This is a genomic window from Polymorphobacter multimanifer (assembly GCF_014205635.1).
In the GTDB taxonomy this organism is placed as follows: domain Bacteria; phylum Pseudomonadota; class Alphaproteobacteria; order Sphingomonadales; family Sphingomonadaceae; genus Sandarakinorhabdus; species Sandarakinorhabdus multimanifer.
The window spans coordinates 1-20,621 of record NZ_JACIIV010000005.1; the positions used below are offsets into that span (position 1 = coordinate 1).

General features: G+C 67.9%; 20 protein-coding genes. 15 read left to right on the forward strand and 5 right to left on the reverse strand.

What is annotated here, in order from left to right:
• Nucleotides 1–221: 221 nt before the first annotated feature.
• Together FHS79_RS03820 and FHS79_RS03825 are read right to left on the reverse strand one after the other, a co-directional pair.
• On the reverse strand, nucleotides 222–1,010 hold the full coding sequence (locus FHS79_RS03820; protein WP_184195656.1) for an IclR family transcriptional regulator domain-containing protein: 789 nt from the start codon (nucleotides 1,008–1,010) through the stop codon (nucleotides 222–224).
• Between the two features lie 45 nt (nucleotides 1,011–1,055).
• Nucleotides 1,056–2,525, reverse strand: a complete 1,470-nt coding sequence (locus FHS79_RS03825; protein WP_184195659.1) for an NAD-dependent succinate-semialdehyde dehydrogenase — start codon at nucleotides 2,523–2,525, stop codon at nucleotides 1,056–1,058.
• 108 nt (nucleotides 2,526–2,633) lie between these two features.
• On the opposite strand from FHS79_RS03825, the gene FHS79_RS03830 reads away from it, so the two are divergent.
• On the forward strand, nucleotides 2,634–4,046 hold the full coding sequence (locus tag FHS79_RS03830) for an aminotransferase (protein WP_184195662.1): 1,413 nt from the start codon (nucleotides 2,634–2,636) through the stop codon (nucleotides 4,044–4,046).
• Nucleotides 4,047–4,055: 9 nt separating this feature from the next.
• Here FHS79_RS03830 and FHS79_RS03835 read toward each other — a convergent pair whose 3' ends face one another.
• Together FHS79_RS03835 and FHS79_RS03840 are read right to left on the reverse strand one after the other, a co-directional pair.
• Nucleotides 4,056–5,696: a thiamine pyrophosphate-binding protein gene (locus tag FHS79_RS03835; protein ID WP_184195665.1), complete on the reverse strand. Its 1,641-nt coding sequence runs from the start codon at nucleotides 5,694–5,696 to the stop codon at nucleotides 4,056–4,058.
• Nucleotides 5,696–6,994 (reverse strand): DUF1254 domain-containing protein, encoded by a 1,299-nt coding sequence (locus FHS79_RS03840; RefSeq protein ID WP_184195668.1) that lies wholly within the window; start codon nucleotides 6,992–6,994, stop codon nucleotides 5,696–5,698. The genes FHS79_RS03835 and FHS79_RS03840 overlap by 1 nt, the downstream gene beginning before the upstream one ends.
• A 110-nt stretch (nucleotides 6,995–7,104) precedes the next feature.
• On the opposite strand from FHS79_RS03840, the gene FHS79_RS03845 reads away from it, so the two are divergent.
• The 14 genes from FHS79_RS03845 (at nucleotide 7,105) to FHS79_RS03910 (ending at nucleotide 19,796) form a co-directional block, all read left to right on the forward strand.
• Nucleotides 7,105–8,013 (forward strand): crotonase/enoyl-CoA hydratase family protein, encoded by a 909-nt coding sequence (locus FHS79_RS03845; protein ID WP_184195671.1) that lies wholly within the window; start codon nucleotides 7,105–7,107, stop codon nucleotides 8,011–8,013.
• Nucleotides 8,014–8,134: 121 nt separating this feature from the next.
• Nucleotides 8,135–8,572, forward strand: coding sequence for a hypothetical protein (locus FHS79_RS03850; protein ID WP_184195674.1), 438 nt, complete (start codon nucleotides 8,135–8,137; stop codon nucleotides 8,570–8,572).
• Between the two features lie 21 nt (nucleotides 8,573–8,593).
• Nucleotides 8,594–9,928 carry a DNA-packaging protein gene (locus FHS79_RS03855; RefSeq protein WP_184195676.1) on the forward strand — a complete coding sequence of 445 codons (1,335 nt, stop codon included), beginning with the start codon at nucleotides 8,594–8,596 and terminating at the stop codon, nucleotides 9,926–9,928.
• Nucleotides 9,929–9,943: 15 nt separating this feature from the next.
• Complete coding sequence (locus FHS79_RS19285) at nucleotides 9,944–10,669, forward strand: DUF3168 domain-containing protein (RefSeq protein ID WP_184195679.1); 726 nt, start codon at nucleotides 9,944–9,946, stop codon at nucleotides 10,667–10,669.
• A gap of 18 nt (nucleotides 10,670–10,687) precedes the next feature.
• On the forward strand, nucleotides 10,688–11,095 hold the full coding sequence (locus tag FHS79_RS03865; protein ID WP_184195682.1) for a phage major tail protein, TP901-1 family: 408 nt from the start codon (nucleotides 10,688–10,690) through the stop codon (nucleotides 11,093–11,095).
• A complete protein-coding gene (locus tag FHS79_RS03870; RefSeq protein ID WP_184195686.1) occupies nucleotides 11,092–11,397 on the forward strand; it encodes a gene transfer agent family protein in 306 nt (101 codons plus the stop codon). The genes FHS79_RS03865 and FHS79_RS03870 overlap by 4 nt, the downstream gene beginning before the upstream one ends.
• The gene (locus FHS79_RS03875) at nucleotides 11,397–11,627 is read left to right on the forward strand and encodes a phage tail assembly chaperone (RefSeq protein WP_184195689.1); all 231 of its coding nucleotides are present in this window, start codon (nucleotides 11,397–11,399) and stop codon (nucleotides 11,625–11,627) included. The genes FHS79_RS03870 and FHS79_RS03875 overlap by 1 nt, the downstream gene beginning before the upstream one ends.
• Nucleotides 11,617–12,180, forward strand: a complete 564-nt coding sequence (locus tag FHS79_RS03880) for a tail tape measure protein (RefSeq protein ID WP_184195691.1) — start codon at nucleotides 11,617–11,619, stop codon at nucleotides 12,178–12,180. The genes FHS79_RS03875 and FHS79_RS03880 overlap by 11 nt, the downstream gene beginning before the upstream one ends.
• The gene (locus FHS79_RS03885; RefSeq protein ID WP_184196094.1) at nucleotides 12,180–14,513 is read left to right on the forward strand and encodes a DUF2460 domain-containing protein; all 2,334 of its coding nucleotides are present in this window, start codon (nucleotides 12,180–12,182) and stop codon (nucleotides 14,511–14,513) included. Before FHS79_RS03880 ends, FHS79_RS03885 begins: the two co-directional genes overlap by 1 nt.
• A 3-nt stretch (nucleotides 14,514–14,516) precedes the next feature.
• Complete coding sequence (locus tag FHS79_RS03890) at nucleotides 14,517–15,350, forward strand: DUF2163 domain-containing protein (protein WP_184195694.1); 834 nt, start codon at nucleotides 14,517–14,519, stop codon at nucleotides 15,348–15,350.
• Entirely contained in the window at nucleotides 15,347–15,751 is a 405-nt protein-coding gene (locus FHS79_RS03895) for a peptidoglycan endopeptidase (RefSeq protein ID WP_341534411.1), read from the forward strand. The genes FHS79_RS03890 and FHS79_RS03895 overlap by 4 nt, the downstream gene beginning before the upstream one ends.
• A 3-nt stretch (nucleotides 15,752–15,754) precedes the next feature.
• On the forward strand, nucleotides 15,755–17,914 hold the full coding sequence (locus tag FHS79_RS03900) for a phage tail protein (protein ID WP_184195698.1): 2,160 nt from the start codon (nucleotides 15,755–15,757) through the stop codon (nucleotides 17,912–17,914).
• 24 nt (nucleotides 17,915–17,938) lie between these two features.
• A complete protein-coding gene (locus tag FHS79_RS03905; RefSeq protein WP_184195700.1) occupies nucleotides 17,939–18,427 on the forward strand; it encodes a DUF2793 domain-containing protein in 489 nt (162 codons plus the stop codon).
• 184 nt (nucleotides 18,428–18,611) lie between these two features.
• Complete coding sequence (locus tag FHS79_RS03910) at nucleotides 18,612–19,796, forward strand: OmpA family protein (RefSeq protein WP_184195703.1); 1,185 nt, start codon at nucleotides 18,612–18,614, stop codon at nucleotides 19,794–19,796.
• 206 nt (nucleotides 19,797–20,002) lie between these two features.
• On the opposite strand, the gene FHS79_RS03915 is transcribed toward FHS79_RS03910, so the two are convergent.
• Nucleotides 20,003–20,584 carry a hypothetical protein gene (locus tag FHS79_RS03915; RefSeq protein ID WP_207792212.1) on the reverse strand — a complete coding sequence of 194 codons (582 nt, stop codon included), beginning with the start codon at nucleotides 20,582–20,584 and terminating at the stop codon, nucleotides 20,003–20,005.
• Between the last annotated feature and the right edge of the window lie 37 nt (nucleotides 20,585–20,621).

A 20,621-nucleotide genomic window follows, 5' to 3' on the forward strand; every position in this document is an offset into this window, starting at 1 on the left:
CAAACCGGCAGCAGCGCCTGAGCCAAACCACGATCTCAAGAACCAGGGGCCTGACAAGCTGCTGCTGCCGCGACCAAGGCTAACCCAGATCGTCCGGCCAATATACAGGGCCTGCGGCCCCAGCCGCCGGAGGCTTTGTTTCTTTTCCTTGGGCGCTCGGTCCCCGGCGGGGCCATGGATGCCGGCGTGCGCCGGCATGACAGGTGGTGGGCTGGCTGGGCCTAGAGCCCGCGGGTGACGGCCTGGGCGGCGATCATCAGTTGGGGGAGGATGTGTTTTTGCATGTCTTCGGTGGTCATGCGGGCGGAGGGGCAGCAGACGTTTAGGGCGGCGAGGACGCGGCCTTCTCCGTTGCGGATGGGGACCGAGATTGAGCCGAGGCCGATTTCGAGTTCCTGGTCGACGATCGAGAAGCCGTCGATGCGGGCGGAATCGATGGCGGCGCGGAGCTTGACCTTGGAGGTGATGGTGTTGGGAGTGAGCTTTTCGAGCGAGACGCGGTCGAGATAACGGTGGAGCATCTCGTCGGGCTCGGCGGCGAGGAGGACGCGGCCGGTGGAGACGGCGTGTGCCGGGGTGCGACTGCCGACGGTGATCGAGACATTGACCAGCCGCTCCGAGGTGGCGCGGGCGATATAGGTCACATAGTCGCCGGTGAGGACCGCGACAAAGGCCGATTCCTGCAGATTGCGCGACAGGTCGTTCATGATCGGCTGCACGACATCGAGAATGCCCATCGAGGAGAGGGCGGAGTAGCCCAGTTCGAGAATCTTGGGCTTGAGGCTGAACATCTTCTCGTCTTTTTCGGCATAGCCTTCGCGGACCAGCGTGAGCAGGAAGCGGCGCACGGTGGCGCGGGTCATGCCGGTGGCGCGAGCGATTTCCGAAAGCGTCATTTTCGGGCGCGAGCGGGTGAAGGCGCAGATGACTTCGAGGCCGCGGGCCAGCGAGTTGACGTAATCGCGGTCGCTGCCCTCACCGGCATCGAGATCGGCTAGCTCGGTTTTCATGCGATCGACTGTCCCAACCTGTTCAGCACTGCTTTGTTCTAAACGTTACAACCCTGCAATACACAGATATTTCGTCTCCAGAAACTCGGTGATGCCTTCGTGCCCGCCTTCACGGCCGAGGCCCGACGCCTTCCAGCCGCCGAAGGGAGCGCCTTCATAGCTGGTGGCGCCGGTGTTGACGCCGACGATGCCATATTCGAGCGCCTCGCCGAACCGCCAGATGCGGGCGGCATCGCGGGTGAAGAAATAGGCGGCGAGGCCGAATTCGGTGTCGTTGGCGGCTGCCAGCGCCTCGGCCTCGGTTTCGAAGCGGAACACGGGCGCCACCGGCCCGAAGGTCTCTTCATGGGCGATGAGCATGTCCGCCGTGGCGCCGGTGAGGACGGTGGGGTCGAAGAAACTGCCGCCGAGCGCGTGGCGGCCGCCGCCGGTGGCGACATGCGCGCCGTGCTCCAGCGCATCGGCGATATGGGCCTCGCATTTGGCGACGGCAGCCATGTCGATGAGCGGGCCCTGCTGGATGCCATCGGCCATGCCATCGCCAAGCGGCATGGCTTCGACCGCCTTGACCAGGGCGGCGACGAAGCGATCATGGATGCCGGCCTGCACATAGATGCGGTTGGCGCACACGCAGGTCTGGCCCATGTTGCGAAATTTCGTGGCGATGGTGCCGGCGACGGCGGCTTCGAGGTCGGCATCGTCGAAGACGACGACAGGAGCGTTTCCACCCAGCTCGAGGCTGAGCTTCTTGATGGTGTCCGCCGCGCGCGCCATCAGCTTGCGGCCGACTTCGGTAGAGCCGGTGAAGGTGAGCTTGCGGACGAGCGGATGGGTGGCGAGACGATCCCCGACGGCACCGGCGGCACCGGGGACGACGTTGAAGACGCCGGCGGGGACGCCGGCGCGCGCACCCAGCTCGGCAAGGGCGAGCGCCGAAAGCGGCGTGGCCGACGCGGGCTTGAGCACCATGGTGCAGCCCGCGGCGAGGGCCGGGGCGGCCTTGCGCGGGATCATCGCCATCGGGAAATTCCACGGCGTGATGGCGGCGACGACGCCGATCGGCTGGCGCAGCGCGAACAGCCGGCGATCGGGGGCGTTGCTGGGGATGATATCGCCATAGATGCGCTTGGCTTCATCGGCGTACCAATCGAAGAAGGCGGCGCCATAGGCGATCTCGCCGCGGGCTTCGGCGATGGGCTTGCCCTGCTCGGCGGTGAGCAGCTGGGCGAGCTCCTCCTGATTCTCCATGATGAGATCGTGCCAGCGGCGCAAGATCGTGGCGCGTGCCTTGGCGGTGAGCGCCGACCAGGCAGGGAGAGCGGCATTGGCGGCGTGGATGGCGGCATCGGCTTCGGCCTCGCCGCCCTTGGGGACTTCGGCGAGCAGGGCGCCGGTGCTGGGGTTGCGGACTTCGATCGTGCCCAGGCCCTCGGGGCGAACCCATTCGCCGGCAATGAACAGGTCGGTTTTCATCAGGCTTGTCACGGTAGCTCCCAAGGCGGTTTGGGGCAGCATAGCGCACAGAAAGACGCAATGCGAACAAAATGCCCTGCTTGTCGGCAGCTTTTCCGCCGCTTATTGTCGGCCACATAGCGCACAAACGTTCGTAAAAAGGCTTGAACCATGACCTTGCAGCCGCCGACGCACAATTTCGAGAACGACTATGCCGAGCTCGACCGGCGCTATGCGTTTCATCCGTTCACGGCACTTGCCGACCATGAGAAAAATGGCCCGGCGTTCGTGCTGAGCCATGGCGAGGGCAGCACGCTGACCGACACGCAAGGGCGGCGCTATATCGATGCGCTGGCGGGGCTGTGGTGCGTGAACATCGGCTATGGGCGTGCCGAGATGGGTGAGGCGATGGCCGAGCAGGCGCGAACGCTTTCCTATGCGCATGCGTTTTCGTCGATGGCGGCGGACAAGCCGGCGATGCTCTCGGCGCGGCTGATCAACATGGCGCCGGTGCCGATGTCGAAAGTGTTCTTCGGCAATTCGGGCTCGGATGCCAATGACACGCAGGTCAAGCTGGCCTGGCTCTACAACAATGCGCTGGGGCGGGTGCACAAGAAGAAGATCATCGCGCGGCAGCGGGGTTATCATGGCGTGACGCTGATGACCGCGGGTATGACCGGGCTGCCGGGGCTGCATGCCGGGTTCGACCTGCCGCTGCCGATGATCCGCCACACGACCGCACCGCGGCGGCTGTGGGAAGGCCATGGGCTGAGCGATGCCGAGTTTGCAGCGTCGCTGGCAGCCGACCTGGAAGCGCTGATCGAAGCGGAAGGGGCAGACACGATTGCGGCGATGATCATGGAGCCGCTGATGGGGGCGGGGGGCGTGATTGCGCCGCCCGAAGGCTATTATGCGGCGATCCAGCCGATCTTGCGGCGGCATGACATTCTGCTGATTGCCGATGAGGTGATCTGCGGGTTCGGCCGGCTGGGGCAGAATTTCGGCAGCAGCGTGTTCGGGATGGAGCCTGATCTCATCACCATCGCCAAGGGGCTGACCTCGGCGTATTTTCCGCTCTCGGCGTGCCTGGTGTCGGACAAGGTGTGGCAGGTGCTGGCGGGGCCGGCGCATGCGAAATTCGGCGCCTTTGGCCATGGCTATACCTATTCGAGCCACCCGATCGGCGCGGCGGCCGCACTTGCGAACCTCGATATCATCGAGCGCGAGGGGCTGGTGGCGATGGCTGGGGACACCGGGGCGTACATGCAGGCAAAGTTGCGTGCGGCGTTTGGCGACCATCCGCTGGTGGGCGAGGTGCGCGGCCAGGCGCTGATTGCGGCGGTGGAGTTCGTGAAGGACAAGGCGGCACCGCTGGCGTTCGACCCGGGGTTGAAGGTGGCACCACGAGTGATTGCGGCGGCACGGGCGCGCGGGGTGATCGGGCGGGCGCTGCCCAATGCCGATACTGTGGCGTTCTCGCCGCCGTTCGTGATCAGCCGCGAGGAGATCGACACGGTGGTGGCGGCGTTCCGCGATGCGGTCGATGAGGTGATGGGGGAGCTGCGGGCTTCGGGGGATTTTTGAGGCTTCGCTTCAGAAGTCCTTGCTGATCGTCACTTCGATCAGGGTGGGCGCCTTTGCTTCAAGGGCCTTGGTGAAAAGGGCCGTGACTTCGGCATGGGTTTCGGCGCGTTCGGCGTGGACTCCGTGGGCGGCGGCGAGGGCCTGGAAGTCGATGGCGGGGGCAGCAATGTCCATGGCGACATAGGTGCCGCTGGCCGCACTATGGCCGCCGATGGCGCGGGTGCGCGCCTTGAGGATGCTGTAGCCGGCGTTGTTGAAGACCAGGATGACGCAGGGGAGCTTGTAATGCGCCAGCGTCCAGAGGGCGGCGGCGGAGTAGAGCAGGCTGCCATCGCCGGAGAGGACGATGAGGGGGCGGCCGGGTTTGGCGAGCGCCATGCCGGCGGCCCATGGCAGCGCCACGCCGATGCCGCCGCCGCGCATGCCGAACCAGCTGTCCAACTGGGTGGCAGGAAGCAGGTGGCGGACGGTGTTCATGCCCGAGGACAAGAGCTCCTCGATGATGATGGCCTGCGCGGGGATGAGCGGGCGCAGCGTTTCGAGGACGGCGAGCGGGTGGAGCGGGGACGCGCTGGCGAGGCTTTGGGCGCGGGCCTGGAGTGCTGCGCGGGCGGTGGCGATCTTGGCTTCGGTGGCATTGCGGGCTTGCGGGCGGGCAGGGCCGAGCAGGGCGGTGAGATGGGGCAGGGTGGCTGACAGATCGCCGAGAATGGCGGCCTGGGCGGGGAAATTCTTGCCGATTTCGTGGGGGTTGTCGTCGATGTGGACGAGGGGGATGCCGGGGGGCAGTGCTTCGATGCCGGCGGCCTGGCTCTGGGTGAGGAGGTCGGCGCCGAGCGAGATGATGAGATCATGGCCTTCGAGCAAGGTGCGGAAGGCGGGGGCCATGCGGGGCACGCTGCCGGCATAGAGCGGATGATCGGAGGGGAAGGCGGCGGTGTTGGCCATGCCTTCGAGATGGACGGGCGCGCCGAGAAGCTCGGCGAGGGCGGCAACTTGCGGGTGCGCGGTGCGGGCGGCGTCGCCGGCGAGGATGAGGGGGGTTTGCGAGGCGGCGATGAGGCGGGCGGCTTGCGCCAGGCTGGCGTGATCGCCGGTGATGCGGGGGCCGATGCGGGTGGGGGCGCCTTCGTCGAGGCCTTCGGGCACGGGGGCTTCGAGGATATCGCCGGGGATGGAGAGGAAGACCGGGCCCATGGGCGGGGTGAGGGCGATCTTGACGGCGCGGCGGACGGCGCGGGGGAGTTCGTGGATGCTGCTGATTTCGTATGACCATTTGACGAGCGGGCGCGCCATGGTGGCGAGATCGTCCCACAGCAGGGGCTCGGTGAGGCGGATGCTGGTATCCTGCTGGCCGGCAGTGACGAGGATGGGGGCACCGGCGCGGGCGGCGTTGTAGAGCATGCCACAAGCATTGCCGAGGCCCGGCGCTGCGTGGAGGTTGCAGACGGCGATCTGCTGGCTCGCCTGGGCGAAGCCATCGGCCATGCCCATCACCACGACCTCGTTGAGGCCGAGGATGTATTGCAGCGCCTGCTCTTCGGCGAGGGCATCGAGCAGCGGCAGCTCGGTGGTGCCGGGATTGCCGAAGATGTGCGCGACGCCCTCCGAGCGGAGGATGTCGAGCAGGAGATGCTTGCCTCTCCTCATCAGGGGATGCGCTCGGATTCGGTGACGGGGGGGAGGCGGAAGCTGCCGTCGAGCAGCTCGGCCTTGGGGAGATAGGCGCGGAAGACGAGCACGAAGGGCCCGGTGGGGGAGGGGAGCCAGTTGACGACGCGCTCGCCCTCGGGGCGGTTCGCCTGGATGAAGATATCGGTGCTGCCGTCGCGCTCGGCGCGGAGGTGCTTCGAGCGATCGCCGACGGCGAAGCGGCTGAGCGCGTTGCCGACGAAGAACAGCCGGCCGTCGCTTTCCTGGGTGTACATGGTGAGCGACCAGAAGCCGCCGATCGGCATGTTGTAGGGCAGGCGCAGCGTATAGGCCTTGGCGCCGCTCAGGGGTGCGCCGGCGGCGTCGGTGCGGGCGGAGAGATACATCGCCTCGACACGGGGCAGGGCGCCGAGGCCGCCGAGCGCGATCTGCGATCGGAGCAGGTGATCGTCTTCGTACGTGCCGATGCCGAACTTGGGGTAGGACCAGCCGTTCACGAGATCACCGGCGTCGGCGAGGCCGCTGCGCAGCTCGAGGGTGAGGGGGACGAGGGCTTTCGACCATTCGGCAGGGTCGGCCTCCAGGGCTGTGAAGCTGGCGGCTTGCTGGGCGAGCGTCGAGCTTGGGCCGGCGCGGGCGATGACCTCCTTGACTGCGGCGAGGAAGGCGGCGCCATCGGGGCGGGCCGGGGTGGGGCTGGCGAAGGCGGTGAGCTCGGTAGCGGGGGCTTCGATGGTGATGCCCTTGAGGGCTTCGCTGGCGGGGCCCAGGTCTTCGGCGCCATTGACGATGACGCGGGCCAGCAGCCAGCAGTCGCGGCAGGCGAGGCGGAGCGGGATGGTGTCGGCGGGCACGGGGCCGGTGTAGTCGGTGCTCATCAGCGCATAGCGGCCGCCCTGGCTGCCGGTGCGGGTGCCGAGGATGGCGAGATTGTCGGTCGCCATGCTCATGACGGCGACCGAGTGATAGCGGCCGGGGAGGGCTGGCAGGGTGAGGATGACCGGGCCGGCGGCGAGATCGAGAAAGCCCGAGGCGTAGAGCGTATCGTTGTTGGGGGTGGTGACATCCCGGCTTTTTTCGTCGGCGAGGGCGGTGCGATAGGTGAGGGTGTTGATGGCGGGCATCAGGCTGCGGGTGCGCGCCATGGTGTAAAGCGGGAAGGCGAAGTGATAGGCGTTGAGAAGCGCTGCAGCTTCGGGGCTTTCGGCGGCGGCTTCGGTGGCGGGCGTCTGGCCGGCGCTGATCGGGCTGGCGGTGGCCAGCAGGGCTGCGGCGGCGATGGCGTAGCGTATCATTCACGATCCTCCCGGGCGTTCGCCCCGTGGCATATCCTGTCACTTGTCGGCGTTAGTGGCGTGTGCGGGCTTTGGCGTAAAGTGCGATTGAAATGCGACAGGAGTTTGCGATGACCGGGTTCACACAGATTGCGCTGGAGATGGACGGGCCGGTGGCGACGATCACGCTCGATCGCGAGGCGAAGCTCAATGCCTTTACCGCGACGATGATGGGCGAGCTGATCGAGGCGTTCGACCGGACCGATGCCGATGATGCGGTGCGCGCGGTGATCGTGACCGGGCGGGGGCGGGCCTTTTGTGCCGGCGCCGACCTGAGCGCCGGGGCTGCGACCTTCGATTACGACAACCGCGCCGATGCGCCGCGCGGGGGGGAATCGCCGGTGCGCGCGGACGGATCGGTCGATTATGGCCATGACGCGGTGCGCGATGGCGGCGGGCGGGTGACCTTGCGGATCTTCGAATCGTTGAAGCCGGTGATTGCGGCAGTCAATGGCCCGGCGGTGGGGATTGGCGCCACGATGCAGCTGGCGATGGATGTGCGGATGGCGAGCGAGACGGCGCGGTTCGGCTTCGTGTTCGCGCGGCGGGGGATTGTGCCCGAGGCGGCATCGAGCTGGTTCCTGCCGCGGCTGGTGGGGATTTCGCAGGCGCTGGAATGGTGTTTTTCGGGACGGGTGTTCGGCGCCGATGAGGCGCTGAAGGGCGGGCTGGTGCGATCGGTGCATGCAGCCGCCGATCTGCTGCCGGCGGCGCGGGCGCTGGCGCAGGAGATTGCCGAGAATACCGCGCCGGTGTCGGTGGCGCTGACGCGGCAGATGCTGTGGCGGATGCTGGGGGCGGCGAGCCCCTGGGACGCGCACCGGCTCGACAGCCGGGCGATCTGGGCGCGCGGGCGCTCGGGGGATGCCAAGGAGGGGGTGGTGTCGTTCCTCGAGAAGCGCGTGCCGAGCTATCCGGACCGGGTGAGCGAGAACATGCCGGACTTCTTTCCGTGGTGGGAGGAAGAGCAGTATAAATAACCTATATGGATAATTATGATTGACAAGCGTCACGCTTTAGGATAGAGATTCGGCATGCTTCAGAAATCCGCCGAAAGGGGCCGCCGGGATCGACCGGCGGCCACGGCGGTCGGGAGGTGCCATGGTAAAACGACAGTCGGACTGGCGGTTGGTGGACCGCCGGCGGTTTCTGGCCGCGCTCGCTGAACATGGGGATGCGCTGAAGGGGGTGCAGGCGATCGGGCGGCCGTTGCAGGAGGCGTATGACCTGCGCGCTGCCGACAAGAGTTTTGCCGGCAGCTGGACGCGGGCCGTGGCGATGGCCTGGGACCGGGTGGAGGCGCGGCTGCTGGAACGGCTGCTCGCCACGCCCGAGCCCGATGCGAAGGATGCGCCGGGGCTGGCGCGCTTGCTCGACACCAAGTTGGTGATGGCCTTGGTGCAGCAGCGGCTGGAGCCGGTGCGGACGTCGGGCCGGGCGGCCAGGGTGCAGCGGCCTGCCAATGCCGAGGTGACCAGGCTCCGCGCCGAGATCCGCGCGCTGGGCGGATCGCTGCCCGACGACTGGCAGCCGGAATGACTCTTGTGATGCGAGGTGCCGATGACGTCAGCGGGGGGCGATCTGCGGGCGCAGGCTTCGGTGCGGCAGCTGTTTTCGGCGCTTGGGGAAGCACAGCGGATCGAATTGCTCGACCGCTTCGGTGCGGACGCGGTGATTTCGGCACTGAGCGGCACTGGCACGTTGCGGATGGCGCAGTTGCCGCCGCCGGGCGCGTGGACGATCTGGACGATTCTCGCCGGGCGCGGCTTCGGCAAGACGCGTGCCGGGGCGGAGTGGGTGCATGGGCTGGCGGCGGAGAGGCCACGGCGGTTCGCGTTGGTGGGGGCCAGCCTCGAAGCAGCGCGCACGGTGATGGTGGAAGGCGAATCCGGCCTCTTGGCGCGGGCACCCGAGGGGCTGGGCGTCGAATTTTTGCCGAGCCTGCACCAGTTGAACTGGGAGAATGGCAGCCAGGCGCGGTTGTTTTCGGGGGGTGACCCCGATGGCCTGCGCGGCGGGCAGTTTGATTTTGCCTGGGGAGACGAGTTTGCGCACTGGCCGCGCGCCGAGGCGGCACTGACCAATCTGCGGCTGGCGACGCGGCTGGGCGAGCATCCGCAACTGCTGCTGACGACGACGCCGCTGCCGCTGCCCTGGCTGCGGGCCTTGCTGAGCGAGCCGGGGGTGGTGGTGACGCGGGGGCGGATGCGCGACAACCGCGCCAATTTGCCCGAGGGTTTTCTGGCGGCGCTGCAGGCGCGGTACGGCGGCACTGCGGTGGGGCGGCAGGAAATCGATGGCGAGATCATCGACTCGCTCGAAGGGGCGCTGTGGAGCCGGGGGCTGCTCGAACGCCAGCGGCGGCAGGTGGGTGACCTGCCACCGCTGGTGCGGGTGGTGGTGGCGGTCGATCCGCCGGCGGGCGGCGTGGCGGCGGTGTGCGGGATCGTGGTGGCGGGGCTCGATGGCGAGGGCCGCGGCTGGGTGCTGGAAGATGCCAGTCTGGCGGGTGCTCGGCCGGAGCTCTGGGCGCAGGCGGTGGTGGAGGCGGCCGAGCGGCATGGCGCCGACCGGGTGATTGCCGAGATCAACAATGGCGGCGACATGGTGACGTCGGTGCTGCGCGCGGTGGATGCGGTGCTGCCGATCCAGACGGTGCGGGCAGCGCGTGGCAAGGTGGCGCGGGCCGAGCCGGTGGCGAGCCTTTATGCGCAGGGGCGGGTGTTCCACATGGGTTCGTTTCCGGACCTTGAGGACCAGCTCTGCGGGCTGATGGCGAATGGTATTTACGGTGGTCCGGGCGCCTCGCCCGACCGGGCCGATGCACTGGTGTGGGCGCTGACGGCGCTGCTGCTGGGGCCGCGGCGCGAGAGGCCGGGCATCCGCTCGCTCTGACAACAGGAGACAGGCATGAATCTGGCGTTCTGGCGGACGAAGAGCCGCTTTGGCAGCCGCTCCGGGCAAACGCGTCTTGTGGGGGCGCCCAGCTGGGCGACCCCCTGGGCGGGGGGCGAGAGTTCGGCGAGCCCGCCGCGGAGCTATGAAGCGCAGGTGCGCGCGGCCTATCTGGCCAATCCGGTCGCGGCGCGCGCAGTGAAGATGGTAAGCGAGAGCGTGGGCGGGGCGCCGGTGGTGTCCGACCCCGGAGGGCACCCAGCGTTGCGGCTGCGGGTGCTTGGGCTCGCGGCTTCGGCCACTCGATCCGCGGCTTGCGTGGCTGGCGATGTGGCTGCAGGCGGGAGGCAGGTGATGGATGCAGGCCTGGCGATGCAGCGGCTGATGGTGGCGGCGCTGGTGGGAATCGACGGCCTTTCGGGGGTGTTCGATGCGCCGCCCGCCGATGCCGCGCCGCCCTATCTGGTGATCGGCCCCGAGCTGATCATCGACTGGAGCACCAAGACCGAGACCGGCCATGAGCACCGCGTGCAGCTGCGGCTGTGGGATGAGGGGCGCTCGGCGGCGCGGATCAAGCCGCTGCTGGGGCGGGTGGAGGCAGCGCTCGCGGGGCTTTCCGGCAGCGCCGATGGGCATCGGATAGTGTCGAGCCGGCTGGTGCGGACGCTGGTGCTGACCGGCGACGATGGCTGGACGCAGGGGCTGATCGAATTCCGGTTGCGGAGCGTCGCAACGGGCTGAGCGAAGGGATCGGACGACATGGCGATGGAAAAGGGCAGTGCCTTTTTGCTGAAGGTGGGCAATGGCGCGGAGCCGCCGGGCTTTGCCACGGTGGCGGGGCTGCGGACGACGCAGCTGACGGTGAATGCCGAGACGGTGGTGGTGACCAACCAGGGCTCGGGCGGGTGGCGCGAGCTGCTGTCGGGGGCGGGGGTGCGCTCGGTGTCGTTGAGCGGGGCGGGGGTGTTCACCGGCTCGGGTGCGGAAGTGCGGGTGAAGGGCAATGCGCTCGCCGGGGTGATCGACGATTACCAGGTGGTTTTCGAGAGCGGCGAGACGGTGACGGGGCGGTTCCTGATCACCCGGCTCGACTATGCCGGCGATTACAATGGCGAGCGCACCTACACCATGGCGCTGGAAAGCTCCGGGCCAGTGGTGACCGCGTGAGGCCGGCGAATTCGGTGCGCGGCGAAGTGGCGCTGGCGCTTGGGGAACGGTCGCTGGTGCTGCGGCCGAGCTTCGAGGCGCTGGTGGCGGCCGAGGCTGAGCTGGGGCCGCTGTTTGCGCTGGTCGAGCGCGCGGCGGCGGGCGGGCTGACGCTGGCGGAGATGGCGGGGCTGTTCTGGCATTGCCTCGCTGAACGCGGCGAGGACCGCGCGCATTTCGGCGAGGCGTTGGTGGCGGGTGGGCTGGCGAAGGCGACGCCGGCGCTGCGGGCGCTGCTCGAACAGATCCTTGCCGGGCGCTGATGGGCGTTACCTTTGCCGATGCAGCGCGGCGCGCTGCGACGTTTGCCGATGCAGCGCGGCGCGCTGCGGGGCTGGCAGCAGCGCAGCTCGGCTGGCGACCTGTGGAGTTCTGGGCGGCGACGCCGGCGGAGCTGGTGGTGGCGCTAGGGCTTGAGACCGACGACCCGGCGACAGCGCTGGATGGCGACCGGCTGGCGCGATTGATGGAGGCATTTCCCGATGGACGGTGATCTCGAAGACCTGGTGATCCGCGTGCGCGCCGACACCAGCGGCTTTCTGGCCGGGGTGGCGGGGATGCGGCGCGAGCTCGATGGCCCGCTGGCTTCGGGCGTGGAACGGGCAGGGGGCTCGATCGAGCGGTCGCTTTCGCGCGCGGTGGCGAGCGGGCGATTGGGGTTCGAGGATTTGCGGCGGGTGGCGCTGCGATCTTTGAGCGATATTGCCGAGGGGGCGCTGCGATCCGACTTTGCCGGGCTGCTGGGCGGCGGCGGTGGCGCGGGACTGCTGGGGCAGCTCGGCAGCCTGCTGGGAGGCGCGCCGGGGCGGGCGACGGGGGGACCGGTGACGGCGGGGCGGGCCTACAGGGTGGGCGAACGTGGACCGGAGCTGTTCGTGCCGCAGGCGGCGGGGCGGATCGAGGCGGGTGCGCCTGCTGCAAGAGGCCCGGTGCAGGTGACGGTGAACGTGGCGGCTCCGCCCGATGCCGGGCCGGCGGTGATGGCGCAGACGGGAGCGCAGGTGGCGCGCGCGGTGCGCCGGGCGCTGATGAGGGCCGAGGCATGATGCAGCATTGGCTGGCGGGCAAGGCCGACCAGGTGCGGCAGCAATGGGTGAAGCGCTTCGACCCGCGCTTCTGGACGGTGGATTTTCCGCGCCCGATGATGGCTGCGGTGATGACCGCGGGAAGCGACGGCCTGGTGGTGGAGGCGGAGTTTTTGCGGCGCGCCGACCTGGCGGGGCTGATCTGGGAGGCGGAGGACCGGTGGAGCCATCCGCTGCTTGCGCTGGCGACATCGCGGGATTTCAGGGGGCTGCGGCTGGCGTTTCATTGGCGGCAGACGGGTGGTGCGCTTCCGCTCGATGCCGTGAACGGTCCGGTGCTGACGATCGAGGGGCGTGATGCGGCCGGGGCGGCGCGCAGCTGGTATGTGCGGCTGTGGAACTATGCGCAGGGCAGCGGCAACGATGCGGCGATTGCGCTCGATTTCGATGCGCTCGATGCCGGCTTCAACCTGGCCGATGGCGCCGAGCGGGTTTGGACGGGGGACATCGACCGGATGTTCATCTCGCTGGTCGCCGAGGGTTTCGATGGCAGCGATGCGCCATTGCCGGCACCGGTGGCGGCGCGGCTGGAGCTGAGCGGGATTCGCGCTGAAGGGCCGGGCTCGATGGTGCGGATGGGCGATGCCTTTGTGCCGCCGCATGGCCTGCGGATGTGCGGTGGCTATGACGACAGCTACAACCAGACGCCCGAGCGGCTGATCGAGGCGATGCTGGCGCTCGGCTACCGCGGTACGCTGGTGCATTATGTCGGGATGAGCCATTTTCCCGCGTTGCGCTGGGATGAAGCGGCGGGGGCGTATCTGGCGCAGCCGGATGTGCCGTTGTGCGCGCCGGCGCGGGCCTGGCACGCGGATTTTCTGGCGCGCGCGGTGGCGTTGGGGTTCTCGACGATCCTGTCGCTGTCGTTCGAACTGCTTGACCAGAACTGCCCGGCGGATTGGGCGCAGCGCAATGCCGGGGGCGGGCGCGGGCTGACGGGCTATGTGCCGCCTTCGGCCTTGCTTTCACCGGCACATCCGGTGGCGATGGCGTGGCTGCAGGCGGTGGCGATGGATTTCGTGGCGCTCGCACAGGCTGCAGGGGATAGGCCGCGATTCCAGATCGGCGAGCCCTGGTGGTGGGTGGGGCCGGACCTGGCGCCCTGCCTTTATGATGCGGCGACGCTGGCGCTGCACGAAGCCGAGACGGGGCTGGTGGCGCCGCGGATCGACAATGTGCGGGCGGTGACGCTGGCGGAAGAGCGCGAATGGCTCGACTGGTGCGGGGCGCTGCTCGGACGGGCGACGCTGGCGCTGCGCGATGCGGTGCGCGCGGTGGCAGCGGATGCCGAGGTGTCGCTGCTCTTCTATGCGCCGCAGGTGCTCGATGCAGCGGCGCCCGAGCTGGTGCGGGCGAATGTGCCGCTCGGCTGGGCGTGGCCGGCGTTCGATGTGCTGCAGCTCGAGGATTATGAGTTCGTGACCCGGCAGGATGCGGCGGGGCAGCGGAGGGCGCGGGCGGTGGTGAGCGAGCGGCTCGGTTATCCGCTGGCGGCGCAGCATTACTTTGCGGGCTTTGCAACGCGCGACGCCGATTGGCTGCCGATCCTGGAAGCCGCCGATGCGGCGATGGCGCGTGGTGTGGCGGAGACGTTCGTCTGGGCCTGGCCGCAGGTGGCGCGGGACGGGTTCGTGGCGTTTGCGAGCGGTGAGGAGGATGATTCGATGCCGGCGTTTCATGATGTGCTGTTTCCGCTGCAGCTTGGCTATGGAGCGCTCGGCGGCCCCAGCTTTTCGACGCAGGTGGTGGTCACGGGATCGGGGCATGAGCAGCGCAACAGCCAATGGGCGGATGCGCGGCAGAGCTATGATGCCGGGTTGGGGGTGCGCTCCGAGGCCGACCTGGCGCTGCTGCTCGGGTTCTTTCGGGCGCGGCGGGGGCAGGCGCATGGCTTTCGGTTCAGCGATCCGCTCGACAATGGCTCGGCCGCGCATGGGGCGGCGCTGACGCCGTTCGACCAGCCGCAGGGCATGGGCGATGGTGTGCAGACGCATTTCCGGTTGGTGAAGACCTATGGCGACGAGCCCGAGGCGCAGGTGCGGCGGATCAGCCGGCCGCTCGTGGAGTCGGTGCGGGTGGCGGTCGATGGCAGCGAGGTGACGCAGGGGTGGAACGTCTCGGCCGATGGCTGGCTCGATTTCGATGCCGCACCGGTGGCGGGAGCGGAGGTGCGCGCGGGCTATCGCTTCGATGTGCCGGTGCGCTTTGCCGCCGACCGGATCGATGTGTCGATTGCAGGATGGCGGGCGGGCGAGCTGCCTTCGGTGCCGCTTGTCGAGATCCGGGAGGATTGAGCGATGGATTCCGAACGGCTGGCAGGCGAGGTGACGACGCTGGCGCTGTGCTGGCGGATCGTGCGCGCCGATGGCGTGGCGCTGGGGTTCACCAGCCACGACGAGCCGCTGATGGTGGCGGGGCTGCGCCATGCCAGTGCGCCGGGGATGAGCCCTTCGGCGGTTGTGCAGGGGGACACCACCGAGGTCGATACACTCGATGTCGCGGGGGCGCTGTCGGCGACGGCGATCACCGCCGATGATCTGCTGGCGGGGCGGTATGACGGCGCTGCGGTGTCGTTGTTTCTCGTTGACTGGACGGCGCCGGATGCGGGGCGTCATGTGCTGGCGCGGGGGCATCTGGGTGCGGTCGAGGCCGGGGACGGGCCGGACGCGGGCTTTGTGGCGACGCTGCTGGGGCCGACGGCGGCACTGCAGGCGACGCTGGTCGAACGCTATTCGTCGGAATGCCGCGCCACCTTGGGGGATGCGCGGTGCCGGGTGGATATGCGCGGGCGGCGCCATCTGGCGACGGCGATGGTGACGGCGAGCGACGGGACGATGCTGGCGCTGGCGGGGGTGGAGGCGGGCGTGCCGCTGGCCGCGCTTGTGGAAGGGCGATTGCGGGTTCTCGATGGTGGTGCTGCCGGACTGGAGCGGCGGATCATGGGGGTTGTGGGGGACGAGCTGGTGCTGGCCGAGCCGCTGGCGATCGACCCCGGCGCGCGGCTGTGGCTGTGGGAGGGATGCGACCGCCGGTTTGCCACCTGTTCGGGCCGCTTCGGCAATGGACGCTTGTTTCGGGGTGAGCCGCATGTGCCGGGCAATGACATGCTGATGCAGGTCGCGGGGCTGTGACGCTGGCAGCGGATGCGGTGGTGGCCGCGGCGCGCCTCTGCCTGGGCACCGCCTTCCGGCCGCAGGGACGGGTGCCGGGGCTCGGCCTCGACTGCGTCGGTGTGGTTCTGGCTGCGGCGGCGGCGCTGGGGCTTCGGCCCGAGGTGCCGGCGTATCGGTTGGGGGGCGACCATGCGGGGCTGGCTGAAACGGTGATTGCGGCGGCGGGCGCTCGGCGAATCCGGACGGCACATCCTGGCGACATCGTGCTGATGGCGCCGAGGGTGCGCTTGCGGCACCTTGGCATTCTTGTGGCGGGCGGGCTGGTGCATGCGCATGCCGGGGTGGGGCGGGTGATCGAGGGGCCGGTCGATCCGGCATGGCAATGGCTGGGCGCCTGGCGCCTGCCGGGAGTGGATTGAGCAATGGCGACCCTGGTTCTTGGCACGGTGGGCCGCGCCATCGGCGGACCGATCGGCGGCATCGTCGGATCGCTCGCCGGCAGCGTGATCGACCGCGGGTTGTTCGGCGGTGCCCGCGGCAGGGCCGAGGTGCCGCTGGTGCAGAGTGCGGCCTATGGCGAGCCGGTCCCGCGTGTTTTCGGGCGCATGCGGGTAGCTGGCAATCTGATCTGGAGCAGCGAGATTGCCGAGCAGGCGAGTGCTGGGGGCAAGGGGGGCGGCTACAGCTATTCGGCATCGTTTGCCGTGGGGCTGTCGGCGCGCCGGCTGACGGGCGTGGGGCGCATCTGGGCGGATGGCCGTTTGCTGCGCGACGGTGAGGGGCGGTGGTTGTTGCCGGTGGTGATGCGCTTGCACCTCGGCGATGAAGACCAGCCGATCGATGTGCTGATGGCAGCGGCGGAGGGCGATTGCCCGGCCTATGCGGGGCTTGCCTATGCCGTGTTCGAGGACCTGCCGCTTGCCGACTTTGGCAACCGAATTCCGGGTCTCAACTTCGAGGTGATTGCCGACACCGGTTTGCTGCTCGATCTCGGCGGGGCTGCGCGGGAACTTTGCGAAGGCCGAATATCCGTGGAAGGCGACTTTGCCGGGGTTGACGGGATGGTGGCTGCACAGCCGGGCAGAATTGCCGATACGCTCGACCTGCTGCTCGATTCGACCGACGCCGCGCTGGTGGATGACCAGGGCCGGCTGGTGATGCGCATTCCGGCTGGCACCCCCGAGATCTTGCGGCTGGCCGACTGTCGCTCGTCCGATGCGGCGGGGCGCTCGGCGCCGACACGCCGGCGACTGGCCGCTTCCACGGCGGTGGACAGCATCGAGATCGGCTTTGTCGACCCTGAGCGGGACTTTCAGCCGGGGTTGCAACGCGTACAGCGCAGCGCTGGTCACCGGATCGAAACGCTGTCTCTCCCAGTGGCGATGACGCCGATGGCGGCGAAGGCTTTGGCTGCTTCGCGGCTCGCGCAGCGCCATGCGGCGCGGCTTACCCGGTCGGTTCGGCTGCCCTGGCGCCACCTTGGCATCATGCCGGGCGCGGTGGTGCGAACCGAGGATTCGGACGCCGTCTGGCGTGTGCGCGAGCGCCTTTTCGAGGGCTTTCTGCTGACGCTGTCGCTTGAGCGGATGGCGGCGCCAGTGGGCGTTGCGGTTGCGAGCGATGGAGGACGCGCACCGGCCGGGCGCGCGGAGCCGATGGGCCCGACCGTGCTGCATCTCCTCGATCTGCCGTCGCTGGGGCCAGTTGCCGATATGGCGCCCCGGCTGCTCGTGGCAGGCGCGGGTGCCGGTCCGGGGTGGCGCCGCGCGCCGGTGCTGGTCAGCGACAATGGTGGACTGGACTATGCGGCTGCGGGCACGATCGCGCAGGCTTCCATGATGGGTATTGCCATCAACGCGCTGCCAGCAGGCCATGCCACGATCTGGAATCGCAGCACATGCCTCGAGGTCGAGCTGATTGCCGATGGCATGTGGCTGCAGGGGCTGCCCGAGGCGGCAGTTCTGCAGGGTGGCAATCTGGCGCTGGTGGGTGATGAGCTGGTGCAATTTGCACAGGCCGAGGCGATTGCGCCGCGCCGTTTCCGGTTGCGGGGGCTGCTCCGTGGTCGTCGCGGGACCGAGGCGGCGATTGGGGGGCACCGCGCAGGTGAGCGGTTCATTATGCTGGAGAGCGCAGCCTTGTTGCCGCTCGATCATGCGCTCGATCGCATCGGGCAGTCGCTGCTGGTTCGCCCGGCTGGTGGCGATGATGCCGATGCGGCTGCGATGGCGGCCGTGGTGGGCGGGCGAGGGCTTCGCCCGCTTGCACCGGTTCATCTGCGGGCCCGGCCCATGGGCGATGGCTGGCAGCTGACATGGGTCCGCCGCAGCCGGGCAGGTTTTGGCTGGGCGGACTTTGTCGATGTGCCGCTGGCCGAAGCCTTTGAGGCGTGGACAATCGAGGTGTGGAGTGGTGACAGGCTGTGCCGGACATCGATGAGCGAGACCTCCGGCTTCGACTATGGCGCCGCCGAGCAGATTGCCGATGGCTGCGGTGAGACGCTGATCTTCCGCGTGGCACAGCTGAGCGAGGCTGTCGGGCCGGGTGAATTTGCCGAACTGGCCGTCACCCGCCGGCCTTGATGATCATCGGGAAGGGGCAAGAGCATGCATGAGACGATCCGGCACCGGCTGCCGCTGATGGCGGCCGCACAGGCGCAGAAGGAGATCACCCACAATGAGGCGTTGATGCTGGTCGACCGGCTGCTGCACCCGGTCGTTGAATCGCGCGCGCTGGCAGTGCCACCGGCCATGGCATCACCTGGCGCGGCCTGGATTGTGGCGGCTGGCGCAGCGGACGCCTGGGCGGGTGCCGAAGGGCGACTTGCCGTCCATGATGGCGAAGCGTGGCACTTTGCGGAGCCGTTCGCGGGCCTTGCAACATGGGTGCGCGATGAACACTGCTTCGTCGCATGGGACGATGGCTGGAGCGACACATGGCCCGTCGGCGGACTTTCGATCCGCGGTCGGCGGGTGCTTGACGCGGCCCCGGCAGCCATGGCGCCTGCCGTCGGCGGGACTGTTGTGGATGCAGAATTGCGGGCCGTGACAGCAACGCTGATCGAGGCTCTGCGCGCGCAGGGAATCGTTACCTAGTGTGAACATAATCTGGCGTTTTCCTGCCACTTATGAGCAAGGTGCACCCTGATCTATGCATTCGGATTCCGATTGTGTCTTGCATGCAACAACCTGCGTCATTCCGTGCTTGCTTTGCAAACGGAGGCTGCGGTAGAGCAGCCGGGCAGTCTGAACATGCGCAATGACCATAAAGGGGAACACTATGCGGAAAATGATTGTTGGGGTGGCGCTTTGCTCGACCATCCTGGCTGGACCCGCCCTTGCAAAGGACCAGTCCTGGTACATCGGCCTGGAAGCTGGTGCCATTCTTGCCCAGCAGCAGCAGTTTGATATCCGCAATGCCGCGGGTACGACTGTTACGACCGAGGCTTTCAAGACCAAGTATGAAATCGGCTATGATGTCGGTGGCAACATCGGCTATGATTTCGGTCCGTTCCGGGCTGAATTCGAAGTGGCTTACAAGGACAACAACCTTGACGCCGTGACCTTCGACAAGGTTACGCCGCCGATCCGCCTGTTCTCGGGCTCGCCGCGTTCGCCGCAGATCGGTGTGAACCCGAATGCTGACGGCAACACCCGCGTGCTGTCGTTCATGGGCAACGGCCTCGTCGACTTCGGCGGCGAAGACAACAACGTCGGCGGTTTCGTCGGTGGTGGTGTCGGTATCGCCCGCGTGCAGCACTCGCAGCACCAGGTTGCCAAGTTCGGTCAGGCTTTCATCAATGACAGCGACACCGGCTTTGCGTGGCAGGTGCTGGCTGGCGTTTACAAGCCGCTCAGCAACAATGTCGATCTCGGCCTGAAGTATCGCTACTTCAACGTTCCGAATGTCACGACCTTCACGACCAACGGTCTGGAGACGGAAAGCAAGTATCGCAGCCACAGCCTGATGCTGACGCTGGCATACAACTTCTTCACCGAAGAGCCTGCTGCTCCGCCGCCGCCGCCGCCCCCGCCGCCTGCTCCGGCACCGGCGCCGGTCGAACTGCCGCCTTGCCCGCCCGCCGCTGTGACACCTGGGCCGTTCCTGGTGTTCTTCGACTGGGATCGTTCGGTGGTCACTGCTGAAGCTGCTGCGATCCTCGATCGTGCTGCCGAGCAGTACATGGCGACTGGCCAGACCAGCGTTGCGCTTGCCGGCCACGCCGACAAGTCGGGTGCTGACGACTACAACGTCCGCCTGTCGCAGCGCCGCGCTGACGCCGTGAAGGCTTACCTTGCTGGCAAGGGCGTGCCCGAATCGGCGATGGTGACCGAAGCCTTCGGTGAAAGCCGTCCGCTGGTCGATACTGCCGATGGTGTGCGCGAACCGCAGAACCGTCGTGTGGAAATCACCTTCAGCGGTGCTCCGGCTCCGGCCAACACTGGTCCTTGCCGTCCGATGTAATCGGGCCGCATGGCAAAGGATTGAGGGCCGCCCTTCGGGGCGGCCCTTTTTCTTTGTATGAGGGTCAGGATGTCTGGTCTGCGATGGCCAGGCGTGGGGCAATGACCGCCGAGGCGCCCGCTCGCACACGGCATGTCATCACTGCGCGCGGATGCCGCCGCCGTTATTGGACTGCAGAGAGTGCCAATGTCTATTGAACGCAGCGGTTATCGCCGGCGACGACGGCGTTCTTCGACCTCGGGTTCCATGACCAAAATCGGGACAGCATAGCCGTTGAGGACACTCAGGTCGAACGCAGGCAAAGGGGGAGGCTGGGACAGCGCCGCACGCAGCGCCGGGTTGAGCTCGACAGCAGCGTCCCCGAGCGTGCCGCGCTGCTTGAGCAGCAATTTGCGTCCGGCCGAGCCAACCGCTTCGCAAAAGCTGTACTGGGCATCGAGTGTCGAGAAGCTGTTGTAGGTGCGCGTGGTATACTGATCGAAGCTGTTCAATGCGCGCGCGCCGTCATGGCGACGGAAATGCCCGACCATGGTCGATTGCGCTCGCGCAAGATCACCCGAGTGATGGCGCAACATTTCGTTGTAATTCTTCACAGTGCGCAGGAAGGGCGAATACTGACACTGCAACGCGCCGACGTTGAGCGCCGCTCGCAATGTCCAGATTGCATGGGCGCTCGCCTCTGCGGGAGTGGTCTTCCGCAATATCACCGACTTGGGCACCATGAAGCCGCCCTTCGGCCTTGCAAGCTCTGAACCGGCGGCTGGAACGGTGCCGGACGGTGCGGCCACCGGAACTGGCTGCGCCGCGACGGCGCTGGCAGACGCG